At 45.7% G+C, this 16,212-nt stretch carries 11 protein-coding genes; 4 read left to right on the top strand and 7 right to left on the bottom strand.

Annotated features, from left to right (window positions below):
* Nucleotides 1-61 precede the first annotated feature (61 nt).
* Both QUA56_RS07700 and nfi read right to left on the bottom strand, forming a co-directional pair.
* Nucleotides 62-289: a KGG domain-containing protein gene (locus tag QUA56_RS07700; protein WP_015175252.1), complete on the bottom strand. Its 228-nt coding sequence runs from the start codon at nt 287-289 to the stop codon at nt 62-64.
* Nucleotides 290-745: 456 nt separating this feature from the next.
* Entirely contained in the window at nt 746-1,399 is a 654-nt protein-coding gene (nfi, locus tag QUA56_RS07705) for a deoxyribonuclease V (RefSeq protein ID WP_333355364.1), read from the bottom strand.
* A 284-nt stretch (nt 1,400-1,683) separates the two neighbouring features.
* Between nfi and QUA56_RS07710 the strand changes: the two genes are divergently transcribed.
* Nucleotides 1,684-2,625: a prohibitin family protein gene (locus tag QUA56_RS07710; protein WP_333355367.1), complete on the top strand. Its 942-nt coding sequence runs from the start codon at nt 1,684-1,686 to the stop codon at nt 2,623-2,625.
* Between the two features lie 181 nt (nt 2,626-2,806).
* On the top strand, nt 2,807-5,911 hold the full coding sequence (locus QUA56_RS07715) for an EAL domain-containing protein (RefSeq protein WP_333355370.1): 3,105 nt from the start codon (nt 2,807-2,809) through the stop codon (nt 5,909-5,911).
* A 582-nt stretch (nt 5,912-6,493) separates the two neighbouring features.
* On the opposite strand, the gene QUA56_RS07720 is transcribed toward QUA56_RS07715, so the two are convergent.
* From QUA56_RS07720 to glpX, 3 genes are all read right to left on the bottom strand, one after another.
* Nucleotides 6,494-9,475 carry a UPF0182 family protein gene (locus QUA56_RS07720; protein WP_333355373.1) on the bottom strand — a complete coding sequence of 994 codons (2,982 nt, stop codon included), beginning with the start codon at nt 9,473-9,475 and terminating at the stop codon, nt 6,494-6,496.
* A gap of 442 nt (nt 9,476-9,917) precedes the next feature.
* Nucleotides 9,918-11,210: a glutamyl-tRNA reductase gene (locus tag QUA56_RS07725; RefSeq protein ID WP_333355376.1), complete on the bottom strand. Its 1,293-nt coding sequence runs from the start codon at nt 11,208-11,210 to the stop codon at nt 9,918-9,920.
* Nucleotides 11,211-11,355: 145 nt separating this feature from the next.
* Nucleotides 11,356-12,393, bottom strand: coding sequence for a class II fructose-bisphosphatase (gene glpX, locus QUA56_RS07730; protein ID WP_333355379.1), 1,038 nt, complete (start codon nt 12,391-12,393; stop codon nt 11,356-11,358).
* A 178-nt stretch (nt 12,394-12,571) separates the two neighbouring features.
* Here glpX and QUA56_RS07735 point away from each other — a divergent pair, with 178 nt between their 5' ends.
* Nucleotides 12,572-13,762, top strand: a complete 1,191-nt coding sequence (locus QUA56_RS07735; protein WP_333355383.1) for a transposase — start codon at nt 12,572-12,574, stop codon at nt 13,760-13,762.
* A 276-nt stretch (nt 13,763-14,038) separates the two neighbouring features.
* Nucleotides 14,039-14,656, top strand: a complete 618-nt coding sequence (locus QUA56_RS07740) for a CP12 domain-containing protein (protein WP_333355386.1) — start codon at nt 14,039-14,041, stop codon at nt 14,654-14,656.
* Nucleotides 14,657-14,797: 141 nt separating this feature from the next.
* Here the strand turns inward: QUA56_RS07740 and QUA56_RS07745 are convergent, their stop codons facing one another.
* Together QUA56_RS07745 and QUA56_RS07750 are read right to left on the bottom strand one after the other, a co-directional pair.
* Nucleotides 14,798-15,184: a VOC family protein gene (locus tag QUA56_RS07745; protein ID WP_333355388.1), complete on the bottom strand. Its 387-nt coding sequence runs from the start codon at nt 15,182-15,184 to the stop codon at nt 14,798-14,800.
* Nucleotides 15,185-15,390: 206 nt separating this feature from the next.
* Nucleotides 15,391-16,062 carry an SOS response-associated peptidase gene (locus QUA56_RS07750; protein ID WP_333355390.1) on the bottom strand — a complete coding sequence of 224 codons (672 nt, stop codon included), beginning with the start codon at nt 16,060-16,062 and terminating at the stop codon, nt 15,391-15,393.
* Between the last annotated feature and the right edge of the window lie 150 nt (nt 16,063-16,212).

Consider the following 16,212-nt stretch of genomic DNA (forward strand, 5'->3'; position numbering starts at 1 on the left):
AGTGCTGTCTCTCCATTTGCAACTATGCAATCTTTATGTTGCAGGGAAAGCGTTGAGAGAGTTATTCGCTTTTACGACTTTTCCGGCCGCCTTCACGACCAATTTGAGCCATGTGTTCCCGATTTCTGCTGACAGCTTCGCCGCCTTTTTGGCCAGCTTCTCTGGCTTCTTCAGGGGTGAATTCGTGGGCAGTTCCTTTCTCGTGTGCAGCTTTTCCGCCTTTGCTAGCAATTGCGCGCTGTTTTTCTGCATCCATAGAAGCGAATCCGCGTTTGCTTTTCTCAGCCATGACTGTCTCCTTGTTTTTTTTCTGATTTTTTAGCTCGCTCGCGCCTTCGCCTCCCACTGTCGTGGGTACTCCCAGGCAGTGGTGAGATATCCGACGGTAAATCATGAAACGTCGTCAGACGAATCTAAGCTTTTGGTTTAACTCGCAGGATGACTGTTTCATAATTTACAAATGTGAACTAAAAATAGTTCACGCCCGGGTACTATAGTTAGAGCCGCCAATGTTTAAGCAGGTTACTGTCTTTCAATCATTCTAGAAACCCCCCAACTTTTATACCTCTTTCTCAGGTATAGTAATTCTTTAGTTCGCTGGAAGGATGGAACCCAAAGCTGATTGGCGATACACTCAGAGGATTTTTCGACTTAACGGCGACACCTCAAAAATTAAAACCGCAAAGACAGATGCTTTTTTTGTCTTTTTACTTTTCATTTTTTTGATGCCTTCCGGGGTTGGCACTTATCCCGATGTGAGTTTGTCTGCCGATCGAGTTGTTTCTGGTAAGCGATATCTCGGGGCGCAGCGCAGGACGTACTCGATCGCACTTACCAAGTTTACCTTATGACCGATCGAAACATAAATCGGTTTTACTCCTGTTTGCGTCCTCAGCGCTGCGCCTACGGTTAAGCCATCATGCAGCAATAGCTGCCAACTGCCCCGGTCGAGCCCGACTTCTGAATGTTCTCCAATAAATCGAGTTTTGGCAACTCCGATCGTCGCAATTCCTGTCAAAACCCCCAAATGGCAGGCAAGACCGAACCTGCGGGGATGCGCGAGTCCTTGACCGTCGCACAATATCAAGTCTGGCCTCAAACTGATATTTTCTAAAGCATCGAGAACTGCAGGCACTTCTCGAAAAGACAGGAAACCCGGAACATAAGGAAAAGTTGTAGGACTGCGGACTACAGCCTGCTGCTGCAACTGCAAGTCGGGAAAGCTCAGAACTGTTACAGCGGCAATGGATACGCTGTCTGCACTGTCGTAGCCGACATCCACGCCTGCGACGTAGCGAACTGTCTCCAGTTGATTTTCGGTAATTACCTCTGACCGGAGCTGTTCTTGAATGGCGATCGCCTCTTCAATTGTCTGCGGCCAAGGGTGTCGCTGCAACATTTCAATCTTTCTTCAACCGTTCTCATCTAAGCTTAACTTATTTTCAGGCATTTTTCAACTCGGATTTTTATCGTTTGTCGCTATAAATTCTGTTTGGCTGTTGCCGCGATCGCCTCGCTCCTTCTGTACCTAAAATTATCTCGTTTGTCCAGCATTTGAAACATTTATTAATTAATTTCAACAAAACAGAATTGCCATTTTTGAAGAGAGTTAATTTATCTAGCGAGAGTTTTTTATTTGTGACTCTAGAGGTGAGTTTATACACTCAAAAGCCTATGACTTTTATGAATCAAATCAATGAATTTATGAGTTGTTACACCCTAAATGGCAAGTTATTATCTTGGATAAGAGCGATCGATCGCCGACTAAAAATTAACCATATTATACAAGTAAAGTTTCCCATGAAAACATCTCGGTACAACCTGAGTCTCTATATCGTCGGTGGCATTGTCCTAGTCATCGCCTCCCTAATCTTAAAGCCTTTTGCGATCGTCGGTGCAGGCGAACGCGGCATCATGATGCGCTTCGGCAAGGTTCAAAACGCGATTTTAGATGAAGGCATCCATCCGATTTTACCGATCGTCACCTCTGTAAAAACTCTCAGCGTGCGGGTACAAAAAACAGATTTGAAAGCCGATGCAGCATCCAAAGATTTGCAAAAAGTGACTGCAGACTTGGCAGTCAACTGGAACGTTGACCCGGCAAAAGCTAACCAAGTTTTCCAACAAATAGGAGACGAAGAGCAAATTGTCACCAGCATTCTCATTCCGGCAATTTCCGAAGTTCTCAAAGCAGCAACTTCTAAAAAAACAGCAGAAGAAATTATTACTAAGCGCACGGAACTAAAAACAGAAATAGACAACACCCTCAAAAAACGTTTGGAACCTTACGGCGTCATTGTCCGAGATGTTTCCTTGATAAATTTTGGCTTTTCTCCAGAGTTTAGCAAAGCCATCGAAGCCAAACAGATAGCAGAACAAGAAGCCAAACAAGCAGAATTTACAGTTCAAAAAGCCACCCAAGACGCTCAAGCCCAAATTAACCGCGCTAAAGGTCAAGCAGAAGCTCAACGGTTGCAGCGGCAAACATTAACTTCTGAAATTTTGCAGCAGCAAGCGATTGAAAAATGGAACGGCCAGTTTCCGACAGTAATGGGAGGAGGCGGAACTTTGCCCTTAATTAATATTGCGCCGCCGAGCTCTCAAGCTGCAACTCCTGCTAAATAAGCTGCTGCAGATCGCGATCGCCAGGGCGCGGGGAGAAGGGGAGAGGGGGAAAGAGTCTGAGGGGGAGAGGAATAGAGAAGAGAGAGGGTTTTGACTGCAGAAGTGAATATGTGCTTTTTTAAATACCGAACAGCAAGCGTAGAAAATAAAACTAACAACTAACGTGAAATCCCGCTTACTTATGTACCAAGATACAATTTACGTGGCGCAAGTCCTGAAAAACGTTAAAGTAAGAAGCAACTCGGAAATTGTAAAGGTTTGCTTGAAAGTTCGGCTGATGGGAGATCGGGAGAACCAGTCAATTTCTAATTTAGGTGAAGTGGGGGGGGCCGACGATCGCCATACTGCGTCAGATGCACAGTGGCTGCGCGATCGAGCCTTGGCAGCTACTAGCAGCGGCATTGTGATTGCTGACGCCAATGCACCCGACTGTCCCATAATTTATTGCAATCCGGCCTTTGAACGGATGACAGGTTACTGTGCCTATGAAATCTTGGGGCGCAACTGCCGATTTTTGCAAGGCCCCGATACCGATCGCACTACCGTAGCTAACATCCGCGACGCCTTGCGCCAAGGTCGAGAACTGCAGGTGACAATCAAAAATTATCGCAAAGACGGCACTCCTTTTTGGAACAAATTGTCGCTATCTCCGGTGCGAGACGACAGGGGTAATTTGACTCACTTCGTCGGAGCTCAGTTCGACTTATCCGAACGCATAGAAGTGCAGGAAGCATTGCAGCAAGCTAACGACCAACTGCAAACGATTTTGGAAGCAGTTCCGGGCATAGTATCTTGGATTAGCTCGGATTTGCGCTATTTGGGCGTCAACCGCCACTTAGCTAAACTGCACGATTTGTCGCCGTCGGCCTTTGTCGGTCAAGATATCGGTTTTCTCGGCACTAGCTCGAATTTTCACTCTTTTGTGGTGGAGTTTTTTGCCGGCGACGCTACAGACGCGGTTAAAGAACTCAGCGCTAAGGTGAAAACGGACGGCGGACAGTCGGCGGGACACTATTTGATTGTGGCTCAAAAGTACGATCGGGGCAAAGCAGCTTGTCTGGTAGGGATTGACATTACCGAGCGCAAGCGGGCAGAAGAAGCTCTGGTGCTGACTCGCAAGGCGCTGGAAAGTTCGAGCGACGCGATCGGCATCAGCGATGCGAACGGCACTCACATCTATCAAAATCAAGCGTTTTCTCAGCTATTTGAATGGGAAACCGCACAGGAATTTAAACTCGCTGGAGGTATAGCGACAGTTTTTGCTGACTCCGCAGTCGCAAGGGAGGTACTCGACACGATCGCCCAGGGTTATTCTTGGTCGGGTGAAGTTACTAACAGCACTAAAAGCGGCAAAATTTTGCAAGTGCTGCTGCGGGCCGATGTTATTAAAGACCCCACAGGGAAAATTGTCGGTCTGATTTACATGAATACCGATATTACCGACCGCAAGCGCACGGAACAAGAGCTGCGGCAAAGCGAGAAGCGCTTTCGATCGTTGATTGAAAATGCTAGAGACATTATTGTGATTCTCGACGAGAAAGGCTTTTGCCGCTATGTTTCTCCTTCCCAAGAGCGGATTTTGGGCTACCCGACGGCGGAAGTTCTCGGCCGGTCTGTATTTGACTTGATTCACCCTGACGAATTGCCAATGGTGGATCAAGTGTTCCAAGGTGTCATCCAAATGCCGAGAGTTGGCGTGGGATTGGCGGAATACCGAGTGCAGCACAAGGACGGTTCCTGGTGCGTGTTGGAAGCGGTGGCGACGAATTTGCTCGACGAACCTTCGGTGCGGGGAATTGTGGTCAACTGTCACGATGTGACTGAGCGCAAGGTGGCTGAAGAACAATTGTTGCACGATGCTTTGCACGATGCGCTGACGGAGTTGCCGAACCGCGCTTTGTTGACTGACAGGTTGGGGCAAGCTTTTGCGCGCGTCAAACGGCATCCGAGCTATCACTTTGCGGTGCTGTTTCTGGATTTGGACAGGTTTAAGGTGATTAATGACAGTCAGGGACACCGCACGGGCGATCGGCTGTTGGTGGCTGTGGCTCGCCGTCTCTTGACTTGTTTGCGGCCTGGCGATACGGCGGCTCGTCTGGGGGGAGATGAGTTTGTGATTTTGCTGGAGGAAATTCACGGTGTTGATGAGGCGATCGCCCAAGCAAAGGAAATTCTCAAGGCGATCGAACGACCGCTTTATTTGGAAGGTAATAAAGTTTTAATTACTGCTAGCATCGGCATTGCTTTGAGTAACGACAAATATCAGTGGCCGGGAGATATTTTGCGCGATGCTGATATTGCGATGTACCGCGCCAAAGCTCTCGGTAAAGCTCGCTACGAAGTATTTACCAGTGCGATGCACACTCGGGCTGTGGCTTTGATGCACTTGGAACACGATTTGCGCGAGTCGGTTGAAGAACTGAATTTGAAATATTCGATAGTGGATTTCGGAGGTGGGGCGACGCCGGAAAACTCGCCGATGAGCGAAATAGATCGGAAGTTGGAACGTCCAAAATCGCAATTTGCTCCTTTTAAATTGGAATGTCCTTTTACTGTTTATTATCAGCCGATAGTTTGTTTGAAAAGCGGCTCAGTTATAGGATTTGAGGCGTTGGTGCGCTGGCTGCACCCGGAACGGGGTTTAGTTTCCCCGATGGAATTTATTGCGATGGCGGAGGAAACAGGGTTAATTACGCCTTTGGGTTTGTGGGTTTTGAACGAAAGCTGCCGCCAAATTATTAAGTGGCAAAATTTGAATTTACCTGCGGGAAATTCGCGGCTGACAGTCGCAGTAAATCTTTCCGGGAGGCAGTTTTCGGAACCGGAGTCGATCGAGCAAATTAAGCAAGTTTTGCTGGAAACGGGGGTTGACGCTCGCTGTTTGAAGTTGGAGATTACTGAGAGTGTGGTGATGGAAGATGGGGAAGCGGCGGCGGCGATGCTTTCGCAGTTGAGAGAGTTGGGGATTGAGCTGTGCATTGATGATTTCGGGACTGGTTATTCGTCTCTGAGTTATTTGCACAAGTTCCCAATTAATATTTTAAAGGTCGATCGCTCTTTTGTCAGCCGCATCGGAGAAACCGGCGAAAATTTGGAAATCGTGCGGGCGATCGTCATGCTGGCGCGCAGTTTGGGGATGGAGGTAGTGGCAGAAGGTGTCGAAACCGCCGTCCAATTGGCTCAAATGCGGGCGATCGGCTGCGAGTACGGTCAAGGGTATTTCTTCTCTAAACCTCTCGATAGCGAGGCAGCTACAGCCTTGTTAAGTCGATCGCCCAAATGGTGAGCTAAACCAAATATTTAATTTGTATATTAGACATCTCCCAAAAATAAATGGTTGACCGATCGCTCTTAAATTATCATGAAATTTTACCCGAAATAAACATGAGCCAGCTCCGGGAATATACAGCATATTCGGTGGTTCGTGAAGTACACTATAAAGCTATATTGTGTGGTACGTGTTATGTAGGGTGCGTCGCTGCCGAAGGTTCAATGGAACTTGCAGATTTACTCTGAAAGCGACGCACCTTACTACAACATTGTGTGTACCGCACATACATGGAATATGCTGTATATAAAAACTGCGTTGCTCAATTACAATATGAGTTCATGATGGATAAGCTGTTGCGGCATTTAAATTGCATATTCGACGCGGGCGGGACACCCCACTCATTGTTTGATTGTTTTTTGACAGACAATTTAAATGCCGCAACAGCTTAGCAGGATATTAAGGCTGCTAACTAACAGAAATCGCAATACTCATAAACCTAAATAACTTTCTATCTTTCTCCGATCTTCTCGCTTTCTCTTCTCTCTGCGTCAAGAGCATTCTAGAAGAGTTCATTCACTCTTTTAAAGCCGGTGATATTCATTCTACAGGTCGCACAATTGCGGGCTTATTGGTAGATTTTGCCTGAAAAAGTGCCTTCAGTGCCAAGTCGAGATTTTCGGCCATGACGATGCGGTTTTCATAAACAGCAATAACTCTGACTAAAGTTGGCAAACTATTGCGATCGGCTTCTAAATAAAGAGGTTCTACGTACAGCAAAGATTGTTCAATTGGAATGACTAATAAATTTCCTTGAATTGCTTTTGAACCCTGGCGATTCCAGAGAGAAATTTGTTCGGAAATAACCGGATCTTGGTTAATTAAAGCTTCTATTTGTTCCGGGCCGTAAACTAATCGCTGTTTGGGAAACAGATACAGCAGCAATTTTCCGTAATCACCACCATCCGATCGCCCTGCAATCCAAGCAATTAAATTGTTGCGACTTACTGGTGTAAATGGGAGCAGCAAAATAAATTCTTCTGCTGTTTCCGTTGGCAGTTTCGTAATCAAATAATACGGTTCTACGGGCTGCTGTTCGCTGCCATAAATTTCGTTGGGAACTCGCCACAAATCCTCCCGATTGTAAAATACTTGCGGGTCTTCCATATGATAAGTTAGCAAGCGTTCGGATTGAATGCTCAACAAATCTACTGGATACCTAATATGTTTGCGGATAGCCAGAGGCATTTTGTCAAGGGGTTTAAAGAGTCCAGGAAAGATACTAATCCAACTTTCGATCATCGGATCGGAAGGGTTAGCAACGTAGAAGTCCACAGACCCGTTGTAGGCGTCAATGACGACTTTTACTGAGTTGCGGATGTAGTTGAATTCATTTTGGCCTGGATCGGAATATGGGTAGCGATCGCTCGCTGTATAGGCATCCACGATCCAGTAAAGATAGTTGGAAGAATTATTGGTTTGTGAGGAGGAAGGCTGCTTTTTAATATCAATTGTATCCCCGTCTTTTTCTATATCATCTTTACTAAGATTGGCGTTTGCTACTACCAAATACGGGTCAGAATCGTAGCGCAAAAAAGGAGCGATCGCCCGGACTCTTTTGTTAATATTTCGGCGGTACAGCAATCTAGTTTCTGGCGTAAAATTGCGGGTAAGCGCCATTTGCCAATTTTTGAGATAATTAGCAAACAGCAAGCGCCGCCACATAGAACCGATCGCAATTCCCCCCCTACCGCTGTAAGTATTGTAAACATTGTCTTCGCCGCTGGGATAGTCGAATTCTTTGACTTTTGTCTGTGTCATCGCGTCGGTATTGGTGACTTCGCCGTAGTAAATTCGCGGATAGGCGAGCGGAATACTGACTCGAATTTGATCGCTCGTTACTTCCAAAGCAGTCTCTCCTTTCAGGGCTGCAACTCCAATATCTTTGACAAAATAATCGGGTAAACCGCCCACACCGACTGTATTTACGGGAGAAAGAGTAAAGCCGTAACCGTGAGTGTAAACTAAATGTTCGTTCACCCAAGTTTGAGCTTCGGGGGCAACTGCTGTGTAATCTAATTCCCGTGCTGCCAGAAGCACTTGTTGGCTTTCAGCATCTCTCTTTTTAGCTTTTTCGTTTTTGATTGTGTAGCGATCGATATCGGCATCAGGAAATGTATAATAGGGTCTGATTTGCTGTAACTGTCGGTTGGTTTGCAGCAGCGGTCGCTTGTCCCAGAGGCGGATGTTGCTAATAGTCAGTTGATTTTTTTCTAAGTCTTTATATGTAAGTTTTCCGGCTGGATCGAAAGTTTTGATTTCGATTTTTTTGAGGTCAAATGCTTCTTGAGTAAAGGCAATACTGCGCTGGATGTACGGCTGTTCTCGTGCTAGTTCGTTGGGTTTGACTATGAGTTGCTGCACAATTTTGGGCAGCAGTAAACTTCCCAAACAAAATAAAGCTAGCCACGCTAAAATTATTTTTTTTATGAGTTCATTTTTAATTTTGAATTGGCAAACCTGGCACAGCATCAAAAGTGCGATCGCCCCTGCCAAAATACTCAACAATCCATAGCAGGGCAGCCGCACTGTCACGTCAGCATAATTTGCCCCGTAAGTAACGTCTCCCCGGGAATACAGCAATGCGTAGCGCCGAAGCCAGTAGCTGAATGCGGTGGCTAGCATTAAAGCTGCACCCAATCCGTACAAGTGCCGCTGCTGCGATCGAGAAAACCTCAAAAATATCCCTTGATTCAGGCTATTTCCCGACAGCAAATATGTTAAAGCACAAGATACTAAACCGTACAAAAATACAACTGTCAGCCAGAAGCCTAGCAACTCTAAGATTGGCAAAATAAATACATAAAAGCTAATATTTTGATTAAAAAGAGGGTCGGTTGTGTTAAAATTAGTAGGGTGGAAATATTGCAAAACTTTTGTCCAGCGACTGACGGCAATCAGCCCGATCGCCAAACTGAGAAAAAGGGCGATCGCCCGCAGCCAAAAATCAGGCTTAATTGCTACAGCTAAGATTGTGACAAGCAGCAAGCCCAACTGCCACCAGTGAGAAAATAGCTGCACTGCTATTTGCTGGATTGACTCTATTCCCAACTGCACGGGCGGTGCAGGTAAATTGTCAGCTATACCGAAATAGGTGATGCTGCTTGCAGCTAACAGCCCGCAGTGAATTGCAGTCAAAGTTGCGATCGAACTCAATCCGAATACCGCCAACAGCAGCCAAGAAAAGGTAATTTGAGATTTAGCAACAGGTAATTCGTAATTCTTCCCCGTTTTTTTCGCCCTCAGTGAAGCGAATAGTGCCGCCGCAACCGGCGATTTGATTTCCTCGGCGGGATGTTGCAGGCGGCGGGCTAAAGCCAAATTGCCGAAGAAAAAGGCAGAAGAAACAGCAATTGCGATCGTCCCCAGCAACCCTTGAGTTTTCAGCTTTAACAGAAAAACCTGAAGATATCCAACTTCCTGAAACCAGAGAATTTCTGCCGCAATACCGGAGGCAAACTCAAAAACCAGCCACAGCCCTAGAAGCACTAAAATTAATTGATAAATTCGCCTATTAGTCATTAGTTATTAGTCATTAGTTATTAGTCATTAGTTATTGGTTGAATGATAACTGATATCAAGTCCGAGCAATTGCCCATCCCGAACGATGCTTTTACAGCAAGGGTTGGAGGCATTTTTATTCATGGTAATTGACCGGACATAATATGACTCCTGCTTCCTGCTTGGGAGCATCCCATTTTTGCTTTCAGATCGTGGACGGTTGCATCAGAATAATATATTTGGATGATATAGAGTGCGAGCGTCCATAGCGAACGACCTATGCCGTTCGCTATGGACGACGTGAGCGCTCCTAAAAAACGCTTTTTACCAAATTGGGATGCTCCCCTCCTGCTTTCCAGTCAACGGCTAACTGCTTTCCTGTCAACTGACTAATGACTAATGACTAATGACTAATGACTAATGACTAATGACTAATGACTAATGACCGATGACTAATGACAAACTAGCTGTACTGCTGATTGACATCCACATCCAAATTAAACAGCGTCTGCAAAGTTTGCATCGCTTGCCGCCGCGCCTCAATATCCTGCTGAGCGCGCAACTGTACCATCGGATCGTGCAAAATTTTATTCACAATCCCCCTTGTTAAAGATTCAATCACATCTTGATGTTTCTCCGAAAATTCAGAGCCCAGACGCGATAAAGCTTTTTCTAACTCTTGTTCCCGAATCAATTCTATCTTATCCCGCAAACAGCTAATAGTAGGAACAGTTTCCAGACTGCGCCACCAGAGATCGAAAGCCTCTACTTCCTGTTCCAGCAGGCCCTGAGCTTCCATTGCCATTTTGCGGCGGCTTTCGTGATTTTGAGCTACCACTGCTTTCAAGTCGTCCACATTAAACGACTTTACATTAGCAAGTTCCTTCGCATCAGAATCGACGTTGCGCGGCACAGAAATATCCACCAACATCAAAGGGCGGTTCGGGTCTAAAACTGCTTCCAATTTAGCTTTATTTAACAGCGGATCGGTAGCGGCCGTACTGGTAAAAACCAAGTCAGAACCTGCAATTACCTGCATCATTTCCGAGAGCGGATATAGGTGCAATTGAGCATCTTTAAAGAGGCTCGCCAATTCCTCAGCACCTCGGGTCGATCGATTTACGATCGAAATATGGCTAGCTCCTTTTGAGAGCAAATGCTGCACCAAAAGCCGCGACATTTTGCCAGCACCGATAATAGCAATCCGGCTGCTTGCTAAATGCTGACCCTTCATGTGAGCCAATTCTGCCGCCGCCGAACTGATCGAAACCGCACCGGTACCGATGCTAGTTTCCGTGCGAACTCGCTTCCCTGCTGTGAGAGCTTGCTTGAACAAGCGCTCTAAAATTCTACCGACACCTTTATACTGCTGGGCGAGTTTGTGAGTTTGTTTTACCTGAGCCAAAATTTGTCCTTCTCCGAGCACCAAACTGTCGAGGCCAGAAGCCACTCGCATCAAGTGCATCACCGCATCTTCGTGCAGCAAAATAAACAGGTGAGGGCGCAAAGACTGCAAAGGAACTTTACTGCATTCCGAAAGGAACTGGATCACCTCTCGCACACCAGGCTCCGACTCGCTGGTAACAATATAAATCTCTAAGCGGTTGCAAGTGCTGAGGATGGCAACTTCTTGAATGTGGGGGTAGCCTCGCAATTGGGCGATCGCCGCTTCAACTTTCTGTTCTGGAATGCTCAGTTTTTCGCGAACTTCAACCGGCGCTGTTTTGTGGCTGAGACCTACGACTGCAATATTCATATCTGTGATTTGTCACTATTTCTTTCTTAGTTGTTAACAGTCACCTGTTATTAGTTCTTAGTTTATCGCTAATTGCTAATCACCGGCGACTGTTAACCGTTAACTTTTAATTGTTAACATTTAACTGTTAACCGCTAACTAATCACTAATTCAATTGCAGAGATTTCGGCTGGTCAAACATATGGATTGTATCGACAAACCGAGCAGTTTTCGACTGAGAAGAAATTACCAAACTTTCAGTGCGAGCGCCGCCGCCAAAGAAGCGAACTCCATCCATCAGCGTTCCGGGAGTAATCCCGCAAGCTGCAAACAGAACTGTTTCTCCAGATGCCAGCTCTTCAGCATTGTAAATCTTGTCCGGGTCTGTGATGCCCATCTCTTTCAGGCGGGCGATATTGCTCTCTTTGCTTTCACCGATCAAACCAGTTTTGACAACAGCCGGATCGTAAATTAACTGCCCTTGGAAGTGACCGCCCAAGCAGCGCATTGCCGCTGCGGAAATCACGCCTTCGGGTGCAGCGCCAATACCCATAAGTGCGTGGATGTTGGAACCAGAAAACGCGCAAGAAATCGCTGCCGAAACGTCGCCGTCGCTGATCAGTCTAACTCTTGCACCCGCTTGCCGAATTTCATTAATTAAACCTTTGTGCCGATCGCGATCCATCACGACCACCACCAAATCTTCAATACTGCGGCCGAGGCAATCAGAGATAATATGGAGGTTTTGGGTTGGCGTTTTGCGAATATCTACATGATTCCTAGCAGCCGCAGGAGCAGCCAATTTGTTCATGTAGAAATCGGGAGCAGCAAACAAACCACCTTTTTCAGATATTGCCAAAACTGCCATCGAACCGTTTTGACCGTAAGCAACTAGGTTAGTACCTTCGCAGGGGTCAACAGCGATGTCAATTTCGATCAATTCATCTATGTTGCAGACATCTTTGGCATCCTCGCGGGTACAAATACCTACTTCTTCTCCGATGTAAAGCATGGGTGCGTCATCGCGTTCGCCTTCGCCGATCACGATGCGACCGCGCATATGAATTTTGTTCATGCGCTCCCGCATGGCTTCTACAGCCACTCTGTCGGCTTCATCTTTTTCGCCTTTGCCCATCAAGCGAGCGGAAGCGATTGCTGCCTGCTCAACTACTTCGATAATCTCTAAACCGATTACATTGTCCACGAACTATATACTCCCAACTAAGTCCTGCGTGCCTTGTGCTTTTTGCACTACCAGCCATCAAGCTTATCAGAAAATTGAGTTTAAAACCCCGTCATCAGCTTGACGGCTTTTGTAAAGTTTTGAGAACCAATCAAAAATCCTATGCTAGACAGTGTAGCATAAGACCGGAGGTAGAGTCATGCTAGTTTTTGAGTTCAAAGCCTACGGAAAACCCAGTCAATTTGTCGCAGTAAGTGAAGCGATTCGTACCGCTCAATTTGTCCGAAATAGCTGTATTCGGCTATGGATGGACAACCAAAAAGTGAATAAATACGACTTAAATAAATACTGTGCTGTGTTGGCAAAAGAATTTCCCTTTGCTTCGGAACTTAACTCAATGGCTAGACAAGCCAGCGCCGAGCGAGCATGGTCTTCTATCTCCCGATTCTATGACAACTGCAAAAAAGGTAATTTTGGAAAAAAAGGATATCCACAATTCCAGAAAGACTGCCGTTCTGTTGACTACAAAACGACTGGATGGAAACTTGGCGATCGCAGGAAAACCATAACTTTTACAGACAAAAAAGGGATAGGGAAATTAAAACTGAAAGGAACACGGGATCTACAATTCTACCAAATTAATCAAATAAAACGGGTGAGATTGGTGAAACGTGCAGATGGTGTATACGTTCAGTTTTGCATTGATGTTTACAAACAGGAAAATATAGAACCCTCTGGCAATACTATTGGGTTAGACGTTGGGGTGAGAGAATACTACACCGACTCTAATGGAATGACGGTTGAAAATCCTAAGTTCCTCCGCCAAGGTGAAAAAGTTCTTAAAAGTTGTCAACGTCGGATCTCTAGAAAAGTTAAAGGTTCAAAAAATAGAGGCAAAGCTAGACAGATTTTAGGTAAGCGCCACCTCAAAATAAGTAGGCAACGTAAAGACCATGCAGTGAAACTTGCAAGGTGCGTAGTTCGGTCAAACGACTTGATAGCTTACGAAGATTTGAGAATTAAAAATATGGTAAAAAATCATTGTCTGGCTAAGTCTATTAACGATGCTTCTTGGTATCAGTTCCGTATCTGGATTGAATACTTTGGCAAAGTATTTCAGAAGGTGACGGTGGCGGTTAATCCGCAATATACAAGCCAAGAATGCTCTAGTTGCGGTGAAATTGTGAAGAAAACGCTATCCACCCGAACACACGTTTGTGAATGTGGTTGTGTGATAGATAGAGATGAAAATGCAGCTAGAAATATCCTAAGTCGGGGATTGGGTACGGTAGGGCATACCGGAACCTTTGGTCTTGAGCCAAGGAACTCTTTAGGAGATGAGACCTCTACTTTTGTTGGAGAAATCCTGCCTGAGCAAGTCATGTCGTAGATTAAAGAATCCCCGTGCGTGAACGCTGGGGAGTGTCAACAGAGGCGGGGATCTGCGAGAGCGTTGGGAGTTGGTTAGTTTGTATTAACTTTTGCTTCTTTGAGTCGGGGACTGGAAAATTGAGTGAAAGAAGAGGGGAGTGGGAGATGGGGAGAGTCGCCATCCTTGATTTATCGTAACAGTTGTCTCAGTCCTGAAGTGTCAAGATGATAGCAAATCAAATTTCCGGGCCAAAATCCGGACGCACTAGACTTTATCAGCAGGAAGCAATAAAAAATGATGATGAAAGCCCAAGATATTATGACCACAGAAGTTGTTACCATTCGCGGTTCGGCAACTGTAGCTGAAGCAGTGGCGATGATGAACGAACTGTGTTTGCGCGCGTTAATTGTGGAACGCCGCCACGAACAAGACGCCTACGGCATTGTCACGGAAACGGATATTGTTTACAAAGTAACAGCCTACGGAGTAGACCCGCAGAAAGTCCGCGTCTTCGAGATTATGACCAAACCGTGCATCACGGTGAATCCCGACTTGGGCGTGGAATACGTGGCGAGGTTGTTCGCCAATACCCGAATCCGCCGAGCTCCGGTGATTAAAGACAAACTGCTGGGCATTATTTCAGTAACCGATATCTTGACAAAAAGCGATTTTGTCGAAAAGCCGAAAAGTATTTTATTTGAGGAAGAAATCGAACAGGCGATCGCGGATGCCAGAACTATCTGTGCCGAGAAAGGCGCTACTGCTAGAGAGTGCGCGGTAGCGTGGGATATTGTAGAGGAAATGCAGGCTGAGGCTTCTCACCAGCGATCGATCAAGCTTGAGAAAACGGCTTTTGACGAGTATTGCGAGGAAAATCCCGAGGCGGCTGAAGCGCGGATGTACGAGAGTTAATTTAGTCATTAGTCATTAGTCATTAGTCATTAGTTATTAGTCATTAGTTATTAGTTATCAACTCTTATTTAGGGATTGATAACTAATAGCTAACAATCGGAAATAGCTGGTTTTCGGCGAGCCTCACGAAAAATAAAAATCTTAAGTGTTTGGCCCAATCATACAAAACACGTTCAGCTTATTCCCCTCAAGATCCCGAAAATATCCCGCATAAAACCCCGGCAACACGCCTCTCGGCCCTGCGGCTCCTTCATCCTTAGCCCCAAGTTCGATCGCTTTGTTATAAACTAAGTTGACTTTTTCTGGACTGTCAACTTGAAGAGCTATCATTACTCCATTGCCAACAGTTGCTGTGTTACCATCAAATGGTTTTGTAATAGCAAGTGCTGGTCGATCTGGAGAAACGCTCCATGCGATAAATCCGTCAAATTCCATGAATCGTCGAGCCCCAATTTCAGCAAGCAAAGCATCATAAAACTTGGCTGCACTTTCAATATCGTTAGTACCGAGTGTAACGTATCCGATCATATTTTTTTTGCCCCTGATTTTAACATGAAGAAAAGTCTTTGAGAAAATAACAACTGAGTTAAACTGTGGCTGATAGAACCAAAGCTACAACTCAAAAATTATCTTAGATTATAACTCGCACTATCTCGGTTTTGTCACCTCCAATGATTATAGTGAAAGCAAGTTTATTTGCCTGGTTTTACAGCAGGCGGTGCTTAATTATAGGTTTATTCAATTGCTTGAATGCACTCGGGACTGTCTTTGATTGGACTGTTGACGATCGCACTTACGGCCTTTGCTTTCATGGCTTCGGAAGCATACGGCTTTAACAGCGGCAAAACTTCCTGAGCATTTTTAACAGAAGGATCTAGCCACTGTTGCCAATCGCTGTCGGAGAGAATCACCGGCATTCGATCGTGCACGGGCTGCACTGTGGAGTTAGCAGCGGTAGTAATTATACTGCAAGATACAATGTTTTCGCCTTCTGGTGATTCCCAATTTTCCCACAAACCGGCAAAAGCAAAAGGTTCGCTGTTTGCCATTTGAAAATAATAAGGCTGTTTTTTCTTGCCCTGCGGCAGCCATTCGTAGAAGCCGTCAGCGACGATCAAACACCGCCTGTGTTTGATGGCACTGCGAAAAGCTGGTTTTTCGGCTACAGTTTCCGATCGCGCGTTAATCGTGTGGCTGCCTATTTTCATGTCTTTTGCCCAACTTGGAATCAAACCCCAGCGCATAAATTGAAACTGTCGCTGCATTTTTTCTGGCTCAACTTTTACTGTGGCAACTGATTGAGTTGGGGCGATATTGTATCGCGGTTGGATGTCGGGAACTGCCGAAAGTTTGAAGAATTCGGCGATGATTTTAGCTGAAGTATTTAAAGTGTATCGTCCGCACATAATTTTATAGTTGGTATTAAGGCAGTTTTCTCGCCAGTCCGGCAGTTGGACAGTCGGGTAATCCGGCAGTCCGGCAGGGGTTTAAACCCCTGCCTCATAGCTAAAGTCGGTTAAAACCGACTGGAAATACGAGCTCTATATCTATCTATT

The organism is Microcoleus sp. N3A4 (genome assembly GCF_036701805.1).
Lineage (GTDB): Bacteria > Cyanobacteriota > Cyanobacteriia > Cyanobacteriales > Microcoleaceae > Microcoleus.

Coding starts and splice junctions, on each gene's coding strand:
- QUA56_RS07700 (WP_015175252.1), bottom strand. CDS start 289: ATGGCTGAGAAAAGCAAACGCGGATTCGCTTCTATGGATGCAGAAAAA.
- nfi (WP_333355364.1), bottom strand. CDS start 1,399: ATGTTGCAGCGACACCCTTGGCCGCAGACAATTGAAGAGGCGATCGCC.
- QUA56_RS07710 (WP_333355367.1), top strand. CDS start 1,684: ATGAATCAAATCAATGAATTTATGAGTTGTTACACCCTAAATGGCAAG.
- QUA56_RS07715 (WP_333355370.1), top strand. CDS start 2,807: ATGTACCAAGATACAATTTACGTGGCGCAAGTCCTGAAAAACGTTAAA.
- QUA56_RS07720 (WP_333355373.1), bottom strand. CDS start 9,475: ATGACTAATAGGCGAATTTATCAATTAATTTTAGTGCTTCTAGGGCTG.
- QUA56_RS07725 (WP_333355376.1), bottom strand. CDS start 11,210: ATGAATATTGCAGTCGTAGGTCTCAGCCACAAAACAGCGCCGGTTGAA.
- QUA56_RS07735 (WP_333355383.1), top strand. CDS start 12,572: ATGCTAGTTTTTGAGTTCAAAGCCTACGGAAAACCCAGTCAATTTGTC.
- QUA56_RS07740 (WP_333355386.1), top strand. CDS start 14,039: ATGATGATGAAAGCCCAAGATATTATGACCACAGAAGTTGTTACCATT.
- QUA56_RS07745 (WP_333355388.1), bottom strand. CDS start 15,184: ATGATCGGATACGTTACACTCGGTACTAACGATATTGAAAGTGCAGCC.
- QUA56_RS07750 (WP_333355390.1), bottom strand. CDS start 16,062: ATGTGCGGACGATACACTTTAAATACTTCAGCTAAAATCATCGCCGAA.